This window comes from Prevotella sp. AM34-19LB, from assembly GCF_003468525.1.
Lineage (GTDB): Bacteria > Bacteroidota > Bacteroidia > Bacteroidales > Bacteroidaceae > Prevotella.
The window spans coordinates 38,151-59,807 of the sequence record NZ_QSIG01000021.1; the positions used below are offsets into that span (position 1 = coordinate 38,151).

General features: G+C 46.9%; 11 protein-coding genes, 1 tRNA gene, 1 rRNA gene and 3 pseudogenes. 4 read left to right on the plus strand and 12 right to left on the minus strand.

Annotation, left to right across the window (positions count from 1 at the left end):
• Positions 1-214: 214 nt before the first annotated feature.
• From DW830_RS08165 to DW830_RS08180, 4 genes are all read left to right on the plus strand, one after another.
• Positions 215-967, plus strand: coding sequence for a metal ABC transporter ATP-binding protein (locus tag DW830_RS08165; RefSeq protein ID WP_233544442.1), 753 nt, complete (start codon positions 215-217; stop codon positions 965-967).
• Positions 968-1,236: 269 nt separating this feature from the next.
• Entirely contained in the window at positions 1,237-4,671 is a 3,435-nt protein-coding gene (locus DW830_RS08170; RefSeq protein ID WP_119249528.1) for a DUF2723 domain-containing protein, read from the plus strand.
• Between the two features lie 77 nt (positions 4,672-4,748).
• Positions 4,749-5,360: a polysaccharide deacetylase family protein gene (locus DW830_RS08175; RefSeq protein ID WP_089544915.1), complete on the plus strand. Its 612-nt coding sequence runs from the start codon at positions 4,749-4,751 to the stop codon at positions 5,358-5,360.
• Between the two features lie 58 nt (positions 5,361-5,418).
• Positions 5,419-6,162: a hypothetical protein gene (locus DW830_RS08180; protein WP_117663496.1), complete on the plus strand. Its 744-nt coding sequence runs from the start codon at positions 5,419-5,421 to the stop codon at positions 6,160-6,162.
• A 130-nt stretch (positions 6,163-6,292) separates the two neighbouring features.
• Here DW830_RS08180 and glmM read toward each other — a convergent pair.
• From glmM to rrf, 12 genes and pseudogenes are all read right to left on the minus strand, one after another.
• Positions 6,293-7,683: pseudogene (gene glmM, locus DW830_RS08185) on the minus strand (phosphoglucosamine mutase).
• A 29-nt stretch (positions 7,684-7,712) separates the two neighbouring features.
• Positions 7,713-8,423, minus strand: coding sequence for a DUF4827 domain-containing protein (locus DW830_RS08190; RefSeq protein WP_119249529.1), 711 nt, complete (start codon positions 8,421-8,423; stop codon positions 7,713-7,715).
• Between the two features lie 165 nt (positions 8,424-8,588).
• Complete coding sequence (locus DW830_RS08195; RefSeq protein WP_119249532.1) at positions 8,589-9,623, minus strand: DHH family phosphoesterase; 1,035 nt, start codon at positions 9,621-9,623, stop codon at positions 8,589-8,591.
• 15 nt (positions 9,624-9,638) lie between these two features.
• A complete protein-coding gene (locus tag DW830_RS08200; protein ID WP_089544919.1) occupies positions 9,639-10,550 on the minus strand; it encodes a nucleotidyltransferase in 912 nt (303 codons plus the stop codon).
• Positions 10,551-10,701: 151 nt separating this feature from the next.
• Positions 10,702-13,101 carry a BamA/TamA family outer membrane protein gene (locus DW830_RS17340; protein WP_119249533.1) on the minus strand — a complete coding sequence of 800 codons (2,400 nt, stop codon included), beginning with the start codon at positions 13,099-13,101 and terminating at the stop codon, positions 10,702-10,704.
• Positions 13,102-13,194: 93 nt separating this feature from the next.
• Positions 13,195-17,841 (minus strand): annotated as a pseudogene (locus DW830_RS17345) (translocation/assembly module TamB domain-containing protein); the annotation flags it as partial.
• A gap of 19 nt (positions 17,842-17,860) precedes the next feature.
• Positions 17,861-18,529 (minus strand): RluA family pseudouridine synthase, encoded by a 669-nt coding sequence (locus DW830_RS08215; RefSeq protein WP_117663501.1) that lies wholly within the window; start codon positions 18,527-18,529, stop codon positions 17,861-17,863.
• Positions 18,530-18,556: 27 nt separating this feature from the next.
• Positions 18,557-19,315 (minus strand): 3-oxoacyl-[acyl-carrier-protein] reductase, encoded by a 759-nt coding sequence (fabG, locus tag DW830_RS08220; protein ID WP_119249530.1) that lies wholly within the window; start codon positions 19,313-19,315, stop codon positions 18,557-18,559.
• 45 nt (positions 19,316-19,360) lie between these two features.
• Positions 19,361-19,956 (minus strand): annotated as a pseudogene (locus DW830_RS08225) (TetR/AcrR family transcriptional regulator).
• Positions 19,957-20,236: 280 nt separating this feature from the next.
• Positions 20,237-20,312: transfer RNA gene (locus tag DW830_RS08230), tRNA-Met, on the minus strand.
• A 261-nt stretch (positions 20,313-20,573) separates the two neighbouring features.
• On the minus strand, positions 20,574-20,969 hold the full coding sequence (locus DW830_RS08235; protein ID WP_410524504.1) for a transglycosylase SLT domain-containing protein: 396 nt from the start codon (positions 20,967-20,969) through the stop codon (positions 20,574-20,576).
• Positions 20,970-21,362: 393 nt separating this feature from the next.
• Positions 21,363-21,475: ribosomal RNA gene (rrf, locus tag DW830_RS08240) — 5S ribosomal RNA — on the minus strand.
• Positions 21,476-21,657 lie beyond the last annotated feature (182 nt).

Sequence of the window (21,657 nt, forward strand, 5' to 3'; positions counted from 1 at the left end):
ATGTTGGTTCCGAATCAAGAGCGAGCGAGGTGGAGCAAAGCAATAAGTTTTCGTTCACAAAACTGAAAATAGAACAATGGAATGAGAGTAACACCGTAAAGTATGACGGACTTACCATTGGAGAATTTCAAGTTCATAACCATCGTTCTTGCTTTAAGTTTCGGTTCCAAATGGCAAATCTATTGATGTTGTTAGAAAAATAAAAAAGAAAATGATGACTCCAATCATAAAAATCGAGCACTTATCTGCCGGATATGACGGAAAGCAGGTGCTCAGCGACGTAAATCTCACAGTATATCAAGACGATTATCTTGGCATCATCGGACCAAACGGTGGTGGCAAGACTACTCTCATGCGCCTCATTCTGGGACTGATGAAGCCTACGGAAGGAACCATCAGATACTTCCGAAAAGTGAAAGATGAGAGCGGGGAAACGGTTCTTGATGAAAACGGCGAAACAAAAGTTGAAGAAACAAAGGAGATTTCGATGGGCTATCTCCCACAATACAACCAGCTCGACAAGCAGTTTCCTATCTCTGTATATGAAGTTGTACTTGCCGGACTCAGCAAGACCAAAGGTATCTTTTCGCGATACACCCAGGCGCAGCACCAGCAGGTGCTCGATACCCTGGAGCGCATGCAGCTGACGGAATTCAAAGACCGACACATCGCTGCCCTCAGCGGCGGTCAGCTTCAGCGAGTGCTCCTCGCACGTGCCATCGTATCCAAGCCAGATGTCGTGATTCTCGATGAGCCTAACACCTACATCGACCGCCGATTCCAAAAGCAGATGTACGAGATGCTGGAGCAGATCAACAAGGAGTGCGCCATCATCATCGTCAGTCACGATGTAGCCGAAGTGCTCAACAACGTGAAGCATATCGCCTGCGTAAACCAGCACCTGCATTATCACGATACGGCAGATATGCCAAGAGAAAAGCTGGAAGAGCATTTTCTGAATGTATAAATACATACCGCAATTACATTTTACCCCCTTTATATACGTCCCGACGCAGGAATTCCTACGTCGGGACGTAATATTTCATACGTGGCGACGTAATAAATATCCCATCCTAATGCTTATTTTTCTACAACATCCTTCATTTTAATTTAATATAACCTAAAAAAGAGAAGCAATCCTACGCTATCTCTTTACTTTTTAGTATCTTTGCAACGTTTTATACACATTATATAATAGGAAACATAGAAATATAATACATTAAAGTTTAAACAATAATGAAACAGTACAGATTAGTGGACAATATCTTCGGATGGGTCGCATTCATCATTGCGGCATTCGTATATTGCTCCACAATTGAACCGACAGCCAGCTTCTGGGACTGTCCTGAGTTTATTACAACTGCCTACAAGCAGGAGATCGGTCACCCACCTGGGGCACCATTCTTCATGCTCTTGGGCAATTTCTTCACACATTTCGCCAGTGATACCACGCAGGTAGCCAAGATGGTGAATACGATGAGCGCACTTCTCAGTGCCGTCTGCATCATGTTCCTCTTCTGGACCATCACCCATCTGGCACGCAAGCTCATCATCGGCGACTGGAAGGAGATGACCACCAGCAAGCTGATTGCCATCGAGGCATCAGGTATGGTGGGCGCACTCATCTACACCTTCAGCGATACCTTCTGGTTCTCTGCTGTAGAGGGTGAGGTTTACGCCTTCTCTTCAGCCTTTACCGCTGTGGTATTCTGGCTGATCCTGAAGTGGGAAGACCATGCCGACGAACCTCATAGCGACCGATGGCTCGTGCTCATCGCCTATATGACCGGTCTGAGTATCGGTGTGCACCTGCTCAACCTGCTCTGCATCCCAGCCATCGTGCTGGTATATTACTACAAGAAGGTACCTCATGCCAACCTGAAGGGTTCGCTCATGGCGCTCTTCCTTTCATTCCTGGTGGTAGTAGCCGTACTTTATGGTGTGGTTCCAGGCATCATCACCGTAGGCGGATGGTTTGAGCTGTTCTTCGTCAACACACTCGGTTGCCCATTCAATACCGGTGAAATCGTATATATCATCTGCCTCGTAGCCTCTGTTATCTGGGGTATCTACGAGACCTACAATGCATCAGAGAAGAACGAGAAGAAGCAGAACATCGCCTTCGTTCTCGGTTTCGGCATGCTCGGCATCCCATTCTTCGGATATGGATGGAGCGCAGTCATCACCGGCATCATCATCCTGGCTATCCTCTGGTTTGTACTCAACTACAAGCGCAAGAAGGAAGTAGTAACCGACGTTGACCAGGCTACAGGCATCGAGAAAAAGAAGATGCAGCTGCTGCCTCTCATCTCTGCACGCATCAAGAACACGGCACTGCTCTGCATGCTGATGCTGATGATCGGTTACTCAAGCTATGCGCTCATCGTAATCCGTTCATCTGCCAACCCTCCTATGGACCAGAACTCTCCTGAGGATATCTTCACCCTGGGCAGTTATCTGAGCCGCGACCAGTATGGCGATACTCCATTGCTCTATGGTCAGGCTTACACTTCTCAGGTGGCTCTCGAAGCTGACGGCAACATGTGCAAGCCTGTGACGAAGGAAGGTGCACCTGTTTATCAGCGCAAGGAGAAGGCTTCTGCCGATGAGAAGGACTCTTACTTCGTAGTAAGCCATAAGAACAAGTATGTATATGCACAGAATATGCTCTTCCCACGTATGCACAGTTCTGCTCATGTCCAGGCATACGAAGACTGGATGGGTGGCGTAGAGGGTAACCAGGTGCCTTACGACCGTTGTGGCGAGAACATGATGGTGAAGGTTCCTACACAGATGGAGAATATCCGTTTCTTCCTCTCCTATCAGTGCAACTTCATGTACTGGCGCTACTTCATGTGGAACTTTGCCGGACGACAGAACGATATCCAGGGCAACGGTGAGCCTGAGCATGGTAACTGGATTACCGGTTTCTCATTCATCGACGATGCTCTCTATGGCGACCAGAGCAAAATGCCAGACGACCTGAAGGCAAACAAGGGACACAACGTGTTCTACTGCATGCCGCTGATTCTCGGTCTCATCGGTCTCTTCTGGCAGGCTTGGTACACCCGCAAGCGCAAGGTCATCAAGAACGGCGTGGAGACAGAGGAGATTCTCCCTGTAGGTATCCAGCAGTTCTGGGTGGTATTCTTCCTGTTCTTCATGACAGGTCTTGCCATCGTGCTCTATCTGAACCAGACTCCTATGCAGCCACGTGAGCGTGACTATGCCTACGCCGGTTCATTCTATGCATACGCTATCTGGTGCGGTCTTGGCGTTCGCGCCATCATCGACCTTCTGAAGGAGAAGATGAAGCTCAGCGGTACTGCCGTAACAGCTATCGTGGCTGTGGTAACCCTGCTCGTTCCTATCCAGATGGCATCACAGACCTGGGATGACCACGACCGTTCAGGACGTTACACCTGCCGCGACTTCGGCCAGAACTATCTGATGTCGCTCCAGGAGAAGGGCAACCCTATCATCTTCACCAATGGTGATAACGATACCTTCCCACTCTGGTACAACCAGGAGGTAGAAGGCGTAGGTACAGATGCCCGCGTATGTAACCTGAGCTATCTGCAGACCGACTGGTATATCGACCAGATGATGCGTCCTGCATACAACTCACCATCCGTGCCAATCACCTGGCCTCGTCTCGACTTCTGTTCGGGTACCAACGAGTATGTTTCTGTCCAGCCAGAGGCTAAGCAGCAGATTCTCGACTTCTACAAGCAGGACCCAGTGAATGCCAAGAAGCAGTTTGGTGATGAGCCTTTCGAGCTCAAGAACATCCTGAAGTACTGGGTACGCAGCAAGAACTCAGACATGCACTTCATCCCAACAGACACCGTCTATGTAACAATCGACAAGGAGGCTGTGAAGAAGAGCGGCATGATGATGGCTTCTGATACCATCCCAGACAAGATGGTGATTTCACTCGCAGGCAAGAACGCTCTCTACAAGGGCGACCTGATGATGCTCGAAATGCTGTCACAGTGCAACTGGACACGTCCTATCTACGTGGCTCTTACCGTGGGACAGGAGAACTACATGAACCTTGGCGACAACTTCGTACAGGAGGGTCTTGCCAACCGTATCACTCCATTCACCACCAACAAGCCAGGTGCGAAGAACTTCGATGCAGAGAAGACCTATCACAACATCATGACCCGATTCAAGTTCGGTAACCTGAAGCAGAAGGGACTCTATATCGACGAGACTACCATGCGTATGTGCTATACCCACCGTCGCCTGCTCGCCCAGACAGCCCTCCAACTCATCGCCGACGGCAAGAACCAGAAGGCTATCAACATCCTGAAGAAGGCTGATGTGGAGATTCCTGCATACAATGTCACCCTCGATTACATGAGCGGTGGACTGGATATGGCTCGCGGCTGGCTGCTCACCGGTCAGAAGGCAAAGGGTAAGGAATATGTAGAGGCTATCTGGAAGAATGCTCACCAGTATCTCAACTATTACCTCTCATTGTCCAACGACCGCTTCCTGCAGAGCCAGAACGACTGCATCCGTCAGATTATGATTATGCAGAGCATCTGCGATGTGGCAGGTATGGTAAGCCCTCAGTTGCAGAAGAGTTATGAGAAGCAACTCAATGCTCTCTATACACTCTATCGCGGCAGAGGCGGCAGCATGCCACAGGGCAATCAGTAAAATAAAGAATATCAAGGAAGACCTGGCGTTTTTGCTAGGTCTCCCTTTTTGTATCATCCCCTAATCAAGTTATTCCTATGTTCATAGAGCAACCAGCCAAATGGCTCAGATGGTTATATCCGAAGGCAATATGGAGAATGGACAAGAACGACCATTCGGTGTATCTCACATTCGATGATGGTCCGATTCCCGAATCCACCCCATTCATCCTGGAAACCTTGAGAAAGTACAACATCAAGGCTACCTTCTTCATGGTGGGCGAAAACGTATTGCGCAACCACGATCTCTACAACCAGATTGTAGCAGAGGGGCATCAGATAGGTAACCATACCTTCAATCATATCGGTGCCTTCAAGCATCGTGTCATCTCCTACGTGCTCAACACCAACAAGGCGAATGACATCATCCATGCCCATCTCTTCCGTCCACCTCACGGCTGGATGCGACAGAGCGAGTACTGGTGGCTGCACCGCACCTACAAGGTAATCATGTGGGATGTGGTGACCCGAGATTACTCCAAGTGGATGACGGCAGAAGATGTGGTGAACAATGTGAAGAAGTATGCCCGCAACGGCAGCATCATCACCTTCCACGACTCGCTGAAAAGCATCGACAAGCTGAAGACGGCGCTCCCGCAATCCATAGAATGGCTGATGGAACAGGGATATGAATTTAAGATTTTTGATTAAATCATCTTTGATTAAAACATTTTGATTAAATCATTTTTGATAAAACATTCAAAAGACAATGAGCAAGAGAATCAATAGTTATCAGGCTGTAGCCTCTTTCGTAAGAGGATTCTTCGAGGCATACGCACGCGGCATCATGGATGCTGCGGTTGGCGGCGATGACTTCCAGAAGAAGAACGACCCCAAAGAGGTGAAGCAGATGATGCTGGAACACTATGGAGAAGTGAACCAGTACTTCTTCGACATCATGTTCTCTACCCTCGTACGACTCAACTACAAGAGTGCGGAAGAGGCTAACGAGCGCATGCAGAAGAATTTTGAGAGCATGAAGAAGACCGATCCTACCTTCGAGCCTACCATGCTCGACTATCTGCGCATCGCCTGCAAATCAAACCAGCTGTACAAGGCAATGGAAGCTGAATACAAGCGCAACTTCACCTGGCTCCTGCAGGGTAAGTTTACAAGCATAGAGGAGCACGTACGAGATTATACCCACGGTGTACTCATCAGCCTTGCCGATGAACCGATGGCTATCCATCTGCTGGTGCGCATCATCGTGAAGGCATACGCTGCCGGACTGAAATGTGGCAGCAAGGAAGGCACCCAGCAGCAGCTACACATGCCTACCCTGCACGGTATGCTGCTGAACAATGTGAACATCCTTCTGAACGAGGCTCCGCTGAAGGGCGATTCTGAAGATCCTGTCGCTCTCTTCAAGGAGGCGTGCAAGAACCAGGAGGAAAACATCAATGTACTGTTCAATACATTGAATGATGCCATGAAGGAGCTGGCTGAGCAATAAGTTTTCCATCATATCAAACCGGAACTTTTATAAACGAGAACGACTTCCAACGCTTATAAGCATTGCTGCCTATAATCGTTGGAAGTCGTTTCTTATATATGATACAGTATCTTATATATAATACAGTATCTTACTGCATATCATAAACTACCTGCATGAGCTTCTTTCCAAGCTCATCAGCCTGCTCCATAGTAGAAGCCTCACTATATACGCGGATGATTGGCTCGGTGTTACTCTTGCGAAGGTGAACCCACTTGTCAGGGAAGTCGAGCTTCACACCATCGATATCAGTAACAGTTACATCCTTCTCCTTGCCATACAGCTCCTTCACCTTGACGAGGATAGCATCTACATCGGTAGAAGCGGTCAGGTCGATGCGGTTCTTGGCGATGAAGTAGTTAGGGAAGCTGGCACGAAGCTCGCTTACCTTGCAACCCTTATGAGCCAGACTGCTCAGGAAGAGTGCGATACCAACGAGGGCATCACGGCCATAGTGGCTCTCTGGATAGATAACTCCACCATTGCCTTCGCCACCAATCACTGCGTGAACATCCTTCATCTTGGTAGTTACATTCACCTCGCCTACGGCAGAAGCACAATATGAACCACCATGCTTCTCGGTTACATCGCGGAGAGCACGGTAGATGAAAGGTTGCTGACAGTATTACCAGGAGTCTTGCTCAATACATAGTCGGCTACACTCACCAGAGTATATTCCTCGCCAAACATCTTACCATCCTCGCAGATGAAAGCCAAACGGTCAACATCCGGGTCAACAACGATACCCATATCGTAGCCACCCTTCTTCAACTCATCCATGATACCACCAAGGTTCTTCTCCAATGGCTCTGGATTGTGAGCAAAATCACCGGTAGGCTCAGCATTCAGGAATGTATATTCTACGCCGAGAGCATCGAGCAACTCTGGGAGAATAACACCACCTACAGAGTTGATGGCATCCACACAAACCTTGAAATGAGCGTTCTTGATAGCCTCAACATCCACGAGCTTCAATGCTAGCACTGAATCGATATGGCGCTTGTTGAATGTATCATCTTCTGTATATTTACCGAGAGCATCTACATCAGCATACTCGAAGTCTTCCTTCTCTGCAATGCTCAATACCTCGCTACCATTGGCAGCAGTCAGGAACTCACCCTTCTCGTTGAGAAGCTTGAGAGCATTCCACTGGCGTGGGTTATGAGAAGCTGTGATGATGATACCACCGGCAGCACCACTCATGGTTACAGCCAACTCTGTAGTAGGAGTAGTAGCCAAACCGATGTTCAATACATCGTAACCCATACCCATCAAAGTTCCACAAACTACATTCTTTACCATCTCGCCTGAGATACGTGCATCACGACCAACCACGATGGTGTTGCTCTTAGAAGCACCGCTACGACGGATGAATGTAGCGTAAGCAGATGTAAACTTGACGATGTCGAGCGGATTCAAAGTATCGCCCGCTGGACCGCCGATTGTTCCACGGATACCAGAAATAGACTTAATCAGTGTCATAATAATATCTTTTAAAAAATGAAATTATCTTATCTGCCTCTCTGTAAGGTTAAATCATAGAGGCAGGCATATACGCTTCCTGATGCCGATGTAGTACCATAGGTATGAGGAACTACCAGACGAACGTGAGCTATTCTCTCGCCCTCGGCATTACCACGACCAATCTTTACCCAACTGAAAGGAACCAGCCAGCCACTAGGTACTGTTCCGCTATAACCGCCGGAGTAGTTTTTGTTGTAAGTGGCTACCATCAAGCTGCTATTCACATCAAAAGTACCGGTGAAAGTGCCGGAATTATTGGTCACGGTCATCTTATCAGTATAGAAAGAGTACTGCTTCAGATTATTGCTCAACTGCAAAGATTTGAGACTCATCTCTGCTGCGGTATTCAGATTGTATTCTGAGAAACGAACGAGCACATCAGTAGTCTCGCCCATCTTGATATAGTCGCCACAGCCCATTTCCAATACCTGCATATAGATACCGTTACTATTGAAGAGCACATACTCGTTGTTGTTCTTGGAAGTATCAGTAAGAACCACGCTGTTGTCCTTCTGCTTCTTCTCCCAACGACTCTTGAATTCCTCTTCTGAAATGACCTTAACGTTTTCATGACGCAAGAAAGAACTGATAGAGTCCAACTCGCGGTCACGCAAATCCTTATATGTCTCAGTATCGTTACATGCAGCAAACGAGAAAAGTGCTGCTATAGCCATGATGGCAAACAAAAATTTCTTCATTCCTTTTACTAAATTCTAATTTATTGGGCAAAGGTACAAAAAAGAAAAGACAACACCGAGAAGTATAGGATGATTTTATTATTATTTATCACTTATTATCATCCTAATGCCTCTTTCGGGGTTGTTTTTCCTTATTTTTCTGTTTTTTCAGGCGCAAAGTGCTCCTTATCTCAGCAAATCGGCAAAGGCAAGAATTGCCTTCTGGGCAATTTTCTCTGCCTCCTCGATACTGCAAAGCAGCTTACCACCTGATGCGTTGCGATGACCGCCACCATTGAAGAACTGCTCCGCCATCTTATTGCATGGGAAATCATCCACAGAACGGAGACTCACCAATATGCGGTTGTCGATATCGGTATCCTCTCGGAGCGAGATGGAGAGCTTGTGACCTCTGATGGTAAGAGGCACGTTCACCAATCCTTCCAGATCGCCCTTGATGAAATCATACTCCTTCATCTCCTTGCGGGTTACGGTATAGTAACTGGCATGGAGCGACTCGATGACCTGCAGCTTCTCGTTCATCAGATGACCACGGAAGCGGACTGCAGAAACACGGGCGTTGTTGAAGACGCTGCGATAAATCTTATCCTTGTCGATACCCTTGGTAAGCAGCTGGCAGATGATGTAGTAGATGTCCGGATTGGTAGAGTTATAGGTGAATCCACCCGTATCGGTCATCATACCGCAATAAACGCAGGTAGCCCAAGTCTTATCCAACTCAGGGAAACCACCCAACTGCCATATCACACGGAACACCAGTTCGCTGGCGCTGCTGGCATGAGGCTGCGAAATCATCAGCTTAGCCTCCAGGTTAGGAGCCAGATGATGGTCGATGACAACACGCTGGGCCTTGCAGCCAGCAAGCACATGATCCATCTCATCCAGTCGGCCTGTGCTGCCGAAATCCACGCAGCATACCAGATCAGCCTCATCAAAAGCCTGCTGTACCTTCTCAGGCTGCTTGTCGTATCTCACGATATCATCACAACCAGGCAACCAGGAAAGGGCATCCGGTATCATATCAGGCACACAGATGACTGGTTTCTTACCAAGAGAGCGCAAAAAATAAGCCCATCCCAAAGATGAGCCAATAGCATCGCCATCCGGCGACTTGTGGGCACAGATGACAATATGCTGAGAAGCCGCTATCGTCTCTCGAAGAATAGCGGCTTCCTTTTCGTTTAAAATATCTAATTGAATATCCATCTAATAGAATTAGAAGAGCTTGTTAGGATATACACCCTCGTCGATGAGACTCTGGATTCTATCTACTACACTCTGACGGTCGGCTGCATAAGTTACACCAAACCACTTGCTGGTGGTATCGAGTACCTTGACGGTAGATGTACCCTCGTTGATGAGCTTGTTGACCATCAATGGGATAAAGAACTCAGCCTTCTTGTTCTCCATGTTCTTAGGATCGCTCAGGAACTCCTTGAAATAAGCCTCGCTGTGAGCGAAGTAATCTGGAGTAAAGCCCCATACGTTCATAGATACAGGAGTGTTGTCGCCTACAGCAACCCACTTGCCTTCCTCGTCCTTGTAAGATACCTCACCGTTGATACGCATGATTTCGGTGCGCTCTACACAAGTTGTCAGGTTCTCGTTCTCGTCCTTAGAGCAGATACCACGAGCTACTGTACCGTTCTCGCTCAAGGTGTTGCCTACGCGGAAACCTACCATAGCATACTTGTTGGTGCTACCCTCTGGAAGCTCAGAGAGGAACTTGCCGATAACCATGAAGCAGTCACGGTTGTAGAAGTCGTCGCAGTTGATTACGCAGAAAGGCTCCTTGATAACGTCCTTTGCCATCAACACTGCGTGGTTGGTACCCCATGGCTTCTCGCGACCCTCAGGTACGCTGAATCCTTCTGGGAGTGCATCCAAAGACTGGAAACAAAGCTCTGCTGGGATATGGCCCTCATACTTAGAGAGGATTTTCTCGCGGAACTGATCCTCGAAATCCTTGCGGATAACGAAAACGATCTTACCAAAACCAGCCTGAATAGCATCGTAGATACTGTAGTCCATAATAGTCTCACCATTAGGGCCCAGACCATCGAGCTGTTTCAAACCACCATAACGGCTACCCATACCAGCAGCCAAAAGCAATAATGTAGGTTTCATAATCTATATTTTTATTTAATAGTTGATATTTACTTTTAATCACCTGCAAAAGTAATAAAAAAAATGCACCTAGCGGCATCTTTTCCTATCTTTTTTTTGATTTACATCAATATTTGAGTGATTTATGGAGCTTCACCCCAAAAAACCGGTGCTAGAACGGATATCCCACAGCCAAATGCAGGCTCTGGTTCTTCTTGAAGCTTGGAATGTTGTAGAATCCGCTCTTACCCGTATCGTATGGCAGATGCAAACCGACTCCCCAATCCACTCGAACCACAAACATTCCCATATCATAGCGGATACCCACTCCGGTGCCTACAGCCAGCTGCTTGTAGAACTTATCAAACTTGAAGGTCTCGAAAGAGGAAAAGTCTGCATCCTTCATCCAGACATTACCGGCATCCAGGAACAGGGCACCATAAAGATCACCCCAGATCTTAGGACGGTATTCCAGATTCGCCTGGAACTTGATATCTCCCGTACGAAGGATATTGGCATACTTGTTACTCAGGGCACTGTAGTCTTGCTCGCCTGGTCCGACACCTCGCACACTGAAGGCACGGATACTGTTGGCTCCACCTACATAGAACATCTCCGTATAGGGTGCCTGAGTCGAGTTGCCGTAACTCCAGATCATTCCGGCATTCAGATGTCCCACCAGGGTGGATGTTTCATTCAGTTTCCAGTACTTCACGAAATCTGTTTCCAGCTTGAAGAACTGAGAATACTCGTTCTTGAACATCGTCTTACCCTTGTCGTTCCATTTTCTGCCGCCCAGGAGATAGCCCAGCGACAGAATGTTGCCGGCTTCGCTCACCGTAGTTGACCATACGATAGGACTGCGGTATTTCTGCGCACTGCGATAGGTGTAGGTATAGCTCATCTTCGGAATGAAACGGTCGGCCATCGAAGTTGCCACATACACATTGTTATTCATGATGCTGTCGAACTTCGGAGAAGTATAGTTCATATACTCATACGAAAGAATCAGCGGACTGAACGAATGGCGATGCTGATAAGAGGTAGCCCAATCATAAGTCAACTCTCCTCCTGCCACATGACGGCGGAAATAGCCGGCACGGTTCAGGATGTTCATGGATGCCTTGATGGTGGTATTCGGCGTACCGTAGTAACGGCGAGGGATATGACCTCTGCGGAATCTGCGCTCATTCTGTGCCATCGTGCGGAAAGCATTCCAAGGGGTGATGATGCTTGGGAACGACAGCGTGACATCTGATCCGAACTCATAGGAATTGATCTTGCTGGAACTCCCCCCCTGCCCCGTGATGGTCTGCCACTCATGAGAACCATGGATGTTGATATCCAGCTTCTCGCCACCCCGGAAGGCATTGCGCTTGGTTAAACCCACCACCAGCTCTGGACCTACCCTTCCGGTAGTCTTGCCCTTGGCGTTGGCTTCTACATAGAAATCGTAGGATTTGTCGAATACCAGATCGATGTTGGCATCCAGTGTATCGCAATATTGCACATTTCCCAGGCTATCCAAAACCTGAGTGCTTCTAGGCACAAACTGCAGGTTGGTATAACTGAAGAGTCCCATCGACTGCAATCCTGCCTTTGCCGTATTTTCATCATCCACCATATAAAGCTTTCGTGGTCGGAGCTTCAACTCCCTGAGCACTACTCCGGCACGAATCGGCATCTTCTTGCCTGCATATCTGAAACTCAGATAACGGCGCACAAAGCTATCGGTCATCTCCTCCATGAACTGCTTCTTGAAGTTGATGTTGATATTGCCGATATACCACTGTCGGGTTGCTTCCGGCTCAATGCTGTCCACCATCGACAGACGGAGGTTCACCTTGCCGGGCGTATTCACGGTATCTGCAAGATAAGAAGCATAGCCATTCTGATAGAAGTAATAGCCATGGTTGCGGAAAAGACGGGTGAGTCGCTGACGCTCCTGCTCCAGATTGGAGACATTGAACGGGCTTCCCTTTCTGATAACTGCCTGCGACATCGTAGAATCGATGAGCTGCTTGCCATGCTCCGGGAAGTTGAGATAAGCCACGGAATCCAATCTCCACAAATGTCCCATATTCACTTTATATGCCACCTTGGCTTCCTTCGGATTGCTCTGGGTGAGCACTTCGTAATCTACCTTGCCATTGAAATAGCCCAACTTGTCGAGCTGATGCTCAGCTACCTGTGCTCTCAACTTCGGATTCACATTCTCCATCAACTTAGGCTTCGACCCGAATACCTTGGTAATCCATCTGGAAAGAGCATCATCCGACGGAGAAAAGGCATTCCATATCCACAGACGGACAGGAAAAGGAGTACGGAAATAGCTGCTTCCCATAAAAGCTCCCGTAGGGGCTGATGCAAGGGCAAACTCCATCTCTTCCTTCACCGAGTCGGCATAGGTATTCGCCTCGTAGTTGGAGTATTCTATAGGCTTCAAACCGGTAAACAGCTGCTCGTTTTCCTTCAGGGCACTCGTAGAAGAGCACCCTGTAAACAGGAAGCTGAACAGCATCACCGCTGCCGCTATATATATAATAAGGTGAAGTCGATTCTTCTTTCTCATATTCACTAGCTTATTTTTCGTTGTTTCTAATAACAGATCCTTGCGGGTTCGCAGCATCACTGAATCCTTGCGGGTTCGCAGCATCGGAGAATCTGCAGGCACCTGCTGCTTCTCTGTCTTCCATCTGAAGATATCCGAGAACTTGGAGAGTTTTCTGCGCCAGGTGAAACCGCCGCCATACTCCCCAATCTGACCATCCAGCCAATCGTAGGTATTGGCATTATAGAAGGCTCTGACATACATGCTGGCTCCTTCGTTGAGACGATACTGAACCTCCACATTGTTGAAGAAAGACTCATTCTTGTTGGCATTCTCCAGTTCTGCACCGGTTGAAACCTGTCCTCCCACTGAGAAACTCAGGCGATTATTGAAGAATCGCTTGGCAAACTTGAAGTTGTAGTCGGTATGCGTTCCGCCAGAGGCATTGGTCTGGTTATCCACCGACATACCCACATCAAGTCCGATGCTTCGCATGGCTGTACCTGCAATGTTGTTGATCTCGGAGTTGAGGAATGAAGTCAGGGCAGTATTCATCGAGAACGAACTGGTGGTTCCACTCGCCAGATACATACCCGAAGCCAGCATCGTGATGGCTATCTTGCCACGCTCCTCTACACTCATCGAATTCAACTCATCCTGGATGGTCTGGTCGTTGGATGCCGAGATGATAAACTGGATACCCGGTTTCTCCAGAGTCTGACTCAGTTTCACGCCACAGATGAAATCAACCGAGCGTCCACTACCCTCACCCTCGTTGACGGTGGTCTTGATATCCTCCGTTGCCGTAATGTTCAGGGTAGGATTAAACGGATCACCCGTAAACTGGATATAGCTTCCATCCTGGATATCAAAGGTCTTCAATGGAATGATAGGCAGAGAATACTTCATCTCACCATCATTCAGGGTATATCGACCCGTCACTCGGATACCGTCAGCCGTATTGTAACGCATCTGCAAATTGCCTCCTCCCATCAGATCCACATAATTGGTCTTATCGGCATTCAAGGCACAGAGAATACGCGCCGACTCATCGATTGACATACTCAGCAACATATCGAAACCATCCAGCGTAGGCTTCTGAACCACAACCTCCTTGCCACTCTTGAAATTGGTAAACTTCACCAGTTCCTCCAGCTGGTTATCGGTAGTGAGTTCCGACTCACGCAAGATATAGGTCATATTGGTCTTGCCCAGTACATCCAGCTTACCCATCATCTTCAGATTAGACAATGAGCCCTGCATGCTTCCGAAGAAGTTGACATACGCCTTGCCGAATGCCTCTGAGCGGGCATTCTCCTCTGCATCAATCAGCAGGAAGTCCTGCGCTCTCATCCGGATATTCAGCTTCATATTCTCCACATCCGTGAAGTCGAGGGCACCCTGGATATTGAGCGGACTCTCGTTGTTGGCATACATCATGAAGTTCTCGAAGAGCAGCTTACTGTCGGTAATGCGCACAGGATCGTTGGCAAATCGCATGGAAATACCGTATGGCACACTTACCAGATAAGCTGAATCGAGATATACCTCACCATCGATATCAAGATTGCTCAAGGCACCCTTCATCTTCAGGGCACCTTCGCCATATCCCTTCAAACCGATGAGCTGATCAGGTACAAAACCATTGATAAAGTGCAAAGGAAGCTTCTCTAATCCTACCTCTGCATCCAGATCGCCGGCACCTTCCGACTTATAAGTACCCGTAACGGTAGCCACCTCATCACCCTCATAGGTAAGGATGGCATCTACATAGTGAGAGCCGTCACTCTTTGGCATATAGGTAAACTCCGAGCTACATTGCCCATCGGACATTTCCCGTAAGTCATGTTATCTATCTTCAGATTAGAAGAAACAGAGAGTTCTTCCTTGGTCTGGATAAAGTGGAAGTCACCATTCATGATACCCGTAATATCCGGCATATATGGAATCACACTCAGCACCTTGTCTAGGTTGAACCTGCTCATGCTGACAGTGATATCCTGCAGGGCATCCTTGTTTTCATCGTTGGAATAGACACGCATACCCATATTGCCCGCTGCAGCCTTCAGTACCAGATCGGCAGATACACGGCCGTCATCACTCAACATCACATAGTTGGAATCATTGGCTACGAACTCCTTATAACCCAATATCGGATGGGTATCTATCAGGGAAACTTTCACACCATTAGGCTGCAACATGGCAGCGAGTCCCACATCCACACCCAACTTATTGGATGCATCATAGAGGCGAGCCTTGACATTGGAACCATGCTCCTGAACCTCGCCATCTACCAAAGCACGGAACACATACTGCGGATTATGCTTATTGTTCTGAACACGAGCCGAATAACGGATGGTATCTCCCTGCGTATGAACCATGGCACGGATGGTATCCAGTTGCATGCCACTCGCCACCAGGGAGTCAATGTTCATATATCCTTCGAGTCCTGCCACAGGCGAGGCATTCAGCTCCATCTCCACCGACTTGAAATGGTAACCCATATATTCGATGAATCGGGATATGAAGTTATCCTTACCTGTAGAAAGATAGATATGTCCGCTAGGGAAACTGTTGCGAATCATCACCTGATCAATGCGACGGTTCTTGAGCTGCTTCCATAATTCCTTCTGCAAACCGGTAACTCTGCGCAGGAGTTTCTCGTAGCCTCCATGTGCATCCATGTTCAGACGGAAATCTCCACACTCTGCTATGGCATGGGTGGTATCCCTATCGGTCAGGATATCTACCTTCACACCTACTGGGCGATAGACTTTCTTTTCTGTCCTTACGGTGATATCATCCAGGTTAGCCCATACCTTGTGACTATCCTTCAGATCGGAATGAACATCGATCTGACCACAGAGCGAAACATCCACTGGCTTATCGGTAATCTTCAACTGATACATATCGGCATGGCGCACATCTGCACCAGTGTAGCCTTCAACTTCTTGGTATTAGCCAGGGCATCCACGGCGATGTTACCATTCAGCAGATCATTCCTACTATCCAGCTTGGCATGGATTCTACCGTTGACAACCTGCGCATCAGCCACCATGTCATGCAACTGATACTGGTCATAATGTACCTGGTTAACCTTGCTTTCGCCATCAGTCGGGTTCGAGGCGACAGGAAATCAGTACCCACGCCCTTTGCCTCTACCTCTCCCGTAAAGGTGTAGAGATTCTGGTGAGGCAGGAAATGCTGGGCCTGAATCTGTCGTGCCTGCAACTTTGCCTGATAAGCCAGGCGATTCATATCGATACTGCCATCCCTACGGGTCTTGGCATCGATGGCAGCATCCACCTTCATGCTTCCCTTACCTTCGGTAAGAGCCAGTCTGGTGGCATACTTCGTTCCATCCATCTTCACATTTCCCTGAATGCCGATGCCGCTAGGGATGCGGATTTCCTGTGTCAAGGCAGGATCGAGCATGGCTGTTACCATACCGAGATTGTAGGTACGTGCCTTCAGATTGACATTCGCCTTCAGACGATTCATATCTGTCATATTAGCTACCATACCATCCGTGCTCAAGTCGAAAACAGTAGGCAGATTCACCTTGACTCCCGAGAAAGAGGCACGCTGCATGTTTCCCTTCAGCGAACCTTCCAGTTTCATCGGATAGTAAGGCCATCGGCTCTTCATCTGCTTCGGCAATGCATCACCGATGAAGAGAAAAAGATCAGAACGTCCCAAGGCACCTTTCACACGCGCCATCACTTTGCCAGGATTCTTCTCGGCAAAGGCATTCATATCCATATCTACGGTAGCCTGCAAATGAGATTCCGGAGTACGGAAATAGAGATCCGGCAACTGCAACTTCAAGGAATCCATCACAAATCTGCCATTAAGCTGTTCTATCTTCAGTCCACTCTTCTCCTTCATCCTTGCTTCCCTGATTTTTACATCAATCCTGGAATCGCAGAAATAGAAGGAATCGGCCTTCAATGCCATATCGTGGAAGGCAAGATGGTTGAAGTCCAGACCGGATACAGGACGTTCGAAATTCTGGTCGTAGTTCACCCTGCCGTTCTTCCAGTCCAAGTGCTTGACCTGATACAGACCTTTGAACAGGTCAAGGTAGGTGGTGCGGGCGAGCGCATCACCGAAATAAGCATTCACCTGAAGGGTATCTCCAGGCATGTGTAGGGTAAAATCGGTATTCTTTAGTTTCAGTTTCTGTAAGTTGATCTTCCAGTAATTGGTACTTGGAGTCGTATCCGGCGGAACGGTATCGCTCAACTCCACGGACAATCTGGCATCTGAAATCAGAGCATCGTTCACATTCACGCGCTCCTTGCCCAGATCTATACCATGCGCCATCAGCTGCAATCTGCCCACATCTCCCTTGATTCGGGCCTCGTGGATAAAGTTGGTGGTGTTCACCTTCATCTTCGTGAAGTTCAGTTCATCCACCATCACCTGATTACTGAAGAGTGGCAGCAACTGCACATCTACCACCATCTTCTGGATGTCGGCTACGGTATCTTTTTTATTTCTTAAAGCAAGGTTTCTGCTGTTCTTCAAAGAATCGACAGGTTGCAGTACCTTCACGCCTTCCACTCCCAGCTTGAGAGGGAAAACGAGTTGTACATGCTCTACGGAAATATCCATGCCCGTCGATTCTGAAGCATAAGAAGCAACTTGCTTTACTGCCCAGTTCTGTACTGGAGGCAAATAAAGCAAAACAGCTAACAATAATATGAGCACGAATGGGGTAAGAACAACGATCCCCACCCATTTCGCATACTTCTTCATAAGCATGGATATTAAATTGTTATGGAGCAATAGCTCTCCATAGATTATCATCTGGCAGAGGAGCTTCCACTACAATGGTTTCTTTTGATACTGGATGCACAAACTCTACCTTGTGCGAGAGAAGAGAGATACTTCCGTCGGCATTGCTGCGAGGAGAACCGTATTTCAGGTCGCCCTTGATCGGGCATCCCATCTTAGCTAACTGGCATCTGATCTGATGATGACGGCCTGTCATCAGGTTCACTTCCAAAAGGGTGTAATGATCAGTATGCCCTATCACCTTATACTTCAATATCGCCTTCTTCGAATTCTTCACCTCATGGTCGTAAGCGTAGCTTTTATTCTGCTTTTCGTTTCTTACTATCCAATGAGTCAATGTTGCCTCTGTCTCACGTGGCATATTCTTCACGATTGCCCAATAGGTCTTGTGCACCTCACCATCCCGGAACATATTGTTCAGACGACTCAACGCCTTGGAGGTTTTGGCAAATACCACGAGTCCTGAGACAGGACGATCAAGTCGATGAACCACTCCCAGAAATACATTTCCAGGTTTCTGGTATTTCTCCTTGATATATTGTTTTACCGTCTCAGAGAGAGGCTCATCGCCGGTCTTGTCGCCCTGCACGATTTCACCACTTCTCTTTGAGACGATAATTATATGGTTGTCTTCGTAAACTACCTGCATGTTTTATCTAAAACAGATGCCAATAGATTACATATTCATACCACCATCGATCTGGATTACCTGACCGCTTACGTAGCTTGACATATCAGAAGCGAGGAAGAGACAAACATTTGCAATATCCTCTGTCTGACCACCACGACGCAAAGGAATCTTCTTCATCCAGTCCTTACGGATTTCCTCTGGCAACTGTGCTGTCATAGCAGTCTCGATGAAACCAGGAGCTACTGCGTTAGCACGTACACCCTTAGGACCCAACTCCTGGGCAATAGACTTAGCCAAAGCAATCATACCTGCCTTAGAAGCAGCATAGTTGCACTGACCAGCATTACCATGAACACCAACAACAGAAGCCATGTTGATGATAGAACCGCTGCGCTGACGGAGCATGATAGGAGAACAAGCGTGGATAAAGTTGAAGGCAGACTTCAAGTTTACATTCAAAACTGCATCCCACTGAGCCTCAGTCATACGAAGCATCAAACCGTCCTTAGTGATACCTGCGTTGTTAACGAGAATATCGATAGAACCGAAATCTGCATGAATCTGCTTAACGGTCTTCTCAGTCTCCTCGAAGTCAGCAGCATTACCAGCGTATGCGCGGCATGTTACACCAAGAGCCTCAATCTCCTTGCGAGTAGCCTCCAAGCCTGCTGCCATATCATCATTGAGTACGAGGTCTGTGAATGCGATGTTAGCACCCTCAGAAGCAAATTTCATAGCGACAGCCTTACCGATGCCGCGAGCTGCACCTGTTACAAGGGCAGTTTTACCTGTTAATAATCCCATTTCTTTCTTATTTAATTAATAATCAGTTTATTATGAATATCTTATTTAAAGTTTTAAGCCTGATTTACCCAAGGCGCCATAAACAACCTTTGCAACCAGCGGTTTACTTGACTCCACATTCATACCATGGCCTAATCTTCCATAAATGAAAGGTACTTCCAGCCCCTTGATACAATAGTGGGTAATATCAGCAACTAAATCAATATTGTCGATGTCAAATTCCCCATCTTCCTTTCCTTCGGCATAGACACGACGGAAGATTTCGATTTCATCCTCATCAAAGTTCTTGCGAGCTTTCTCTACCATCCAGATGTTACGGAAGAACTCAGCACGAAGATTGCCATTACGTACACTGTTTCCTTGATCATACTGAGATGGGTGTAAATCAATTCTATGATCTTGTCCTGAGGACGCATCTTACAGTTGGCTACCTCATCCAATTTATCAGAAAGACGCTCCAACTCCGACTCGATGACTGCATAATAGACATCTTCCTTTCTACTGAAATAGGTATAAAGCGTACGACGCCCCTTACCAGATGCTACAGCAATATCATTCATTGTAGTATTGGCTATACCATTCTTGGCAAACAGTTGTCTTGCAACATCTACCAGTTTTTGTCTTGTTTTGGATACTGACATATCGAAGCCCTTCCTTTATTTTATTAGTTGCACATAAATTTATCAATGTGCAAAAGTAGTAGTTTTATTCGATATACGCAAATATTTAGTGTTAAAAAATAGAATATGTTGGATTTCAGATGAATATATTGCAAAATGAAAGGGAAATTGATGGGAAAACTAAAGAAATTCATGATCAGTAAGAGGGATAAGAGAAAAAGGACAATGGAGGAGAAAAGGTAGAAAAACATAATATGGAGAAAACAAAAAAGGAAGTGATTTCTTAATCACTTCCTCTATTTGGTTGCGGCGGCAGGACTCGAACATGCGACCTCCAGGTTATGAGCCTGGCGAGCTACCAACTGCTCCACACCGCGATATTATCAACTCATTTCTGAATTGCGAGTGCAAAGGTACTACTTTTTTTGTTAACCGCCAAACATTTCTAGCAAAAAGTTATCTTTTTAACGCGTTTTTAACATTTAAAGGTAAAAAAGTGGGATTTAGTAGATAAAAACAGAGAAAAAGTATGATAAAAAGCAGAAACTGGAATAAAAGTGGGAAAAGAGAATGAGTATAGGGAACAAACAAAAATCCGATCCATCCTGGAAGGATAGATCGGACATATCAAAAATCAATTACTTTTTCAAAAGATTCATGACCTTCTCAAAATAGCGCTGTGTTCTCTTCACACTATAATGGTTTCCACCATTCCAAGCACGAATTGCGTGCTCGATGCTATTCAGAGGATTGTGGACAGACTGAATCAGGAGGAACATCTCCTTAGACTTCGCAATGCTGAATCTATCAGCCAAAGTGAAACGCTTCTTGCTCTTGCGTCTCTTCAAAATGTCATTACACTCTGCCACTAAGATAGGAGTAATCTGCATAACACCAACAGAACTTCCACTCTTTGCTTTGGGGCTACCCTCACTCTCTACCTGGATAATCGCTTCCATCACTGGAGTCCAATCGAAATCATCAGTAGAGGATACATTTACATTCGTATCAGCCGACGCTGTACTTACCTTCATCATCAGCATCAAGATGCTGACTAATACCATTGTTATTCTCTTCATATTTTTTGTTTTATGGAACCTGAAAAGCTGAACTACAACATCAGTGATTTCGCGGTGGCAACTTGTGAGAAAAAGATAGGCTGCTCACCTCAGTTCCGTTAGATACCTTAACGGATACCAGCATACACAAAACAGATATATGGATGATATCCTTATTCTTATCGTTTGCAAAGATACAAAAAAAAATCGAGATATGCAAGTAATAGACTGATTATCAGCGCTTTTTTAATGTTTTAAACACTTTATAACATAGTTACATGACGTATATCAAGCAAAAAACAGCGAAAATAAACTGTAGGAAAACGAAAAAAGCCTCAGAAATCTTTCGAAATCTGAGGCTTTGATAAAAGAAGGCGGCTACCTACTCTCCCGCATTGCATTGCAGTACCATCGGCGCAAGTGAGCTTAACTTCTCTGTTCGGAATGGGAAGAGGTGGAACCTCACCGCAATAACCACCTGATAATGGGTTATGACGTATTTGCACACAAGCAAACTGTATTTGATAGTAAAGAACCACCGTCCCTCCCGATTCAATCGAGAGTCAACAGCTGAAACTATGAACTTTCCTAAAGAAAGTGTTCGGGCAATTAGTAATGCTCGGCTTTGACATCGCTGTCTTTACACCTGCATCCTATCAACGTC

What these genes read in the sequence shown, in the direction of transcription:
- DW830_RS08235 (WP_410524504.1), bottom strand. Translation starts at nt 20,969, where the DNA reads ATGAAGGTAAGTACAGCGTCGGCTGATACGAATGTAAATGTATCCTCT.
- DW830_RS08165 (WP_233544442.1), top strand. Translation starts at nt 215, where the DNA reads ATGACTCCAATCATAAAAATCGAGCACTTATCTGCCGGATATGACGGA.
- DW830_RS08200 (WP_089544919.1), bottom strand. Translation starts at nt 10,550, where the DNA reads ATGAAACCTACATTATTGCTTTTGGCTGCTGGTATGGGTAGCCGTTAT.
- fabG (WP_119249530.1), bottom strand. Translation starts at nt 19,315, where the DNA reads ATGGGATTATTAACAGGTAAAACTGCCCTTGTAACAGGTGCAGCTCGC.
- DW830_RS08170 (WP_119249528.1), top strand. Translation starts at nt 1,237, where the DNA reads ATGAAACAGTACAGATTAGTGGACAATATCTTCGGATGGGTCGCATTC.
- DW830_RS08175 (WP_089544915.1), top strand. Translation starts at nt 4,749, where the DNA reads ATGTTCATAGAGCAACCAGCCAAATGGCTCAGATGGTTATATCCGAAG.
- DW830_RS08190 (WP_119249529.1), bottom strand. Translation starts at nt 8,423, where the DNA reads ATGAAGAAATTTTTGTTTGCCATCATGGCTATAGCAGCACTTTTCTCG.
- DW830_RS08180 (WP_117663496.1), top strand. Translation starts at nt 5,419, where the DNA reads ATGAGCAAGAGAATCAATAGTTATCAGGCTGTAGCCTCTTTCGTAAGA.
- DW830_RS08215 (WP_117663501.1), bottom strand. Translation starts at nt 18,529, where the DNA reads ATGCAGGTAGTTTACGAAGACAACCATATAATTATCGTCTCAAAGAGA.
- DW830_RS17340 (WP_119249533.1), bottom strand. Translation starts at nt 13,101, where the DNA reads ATGAGAAAGAAGAATCGACTTCACCTTATTATATATATAGCGGCAGCG.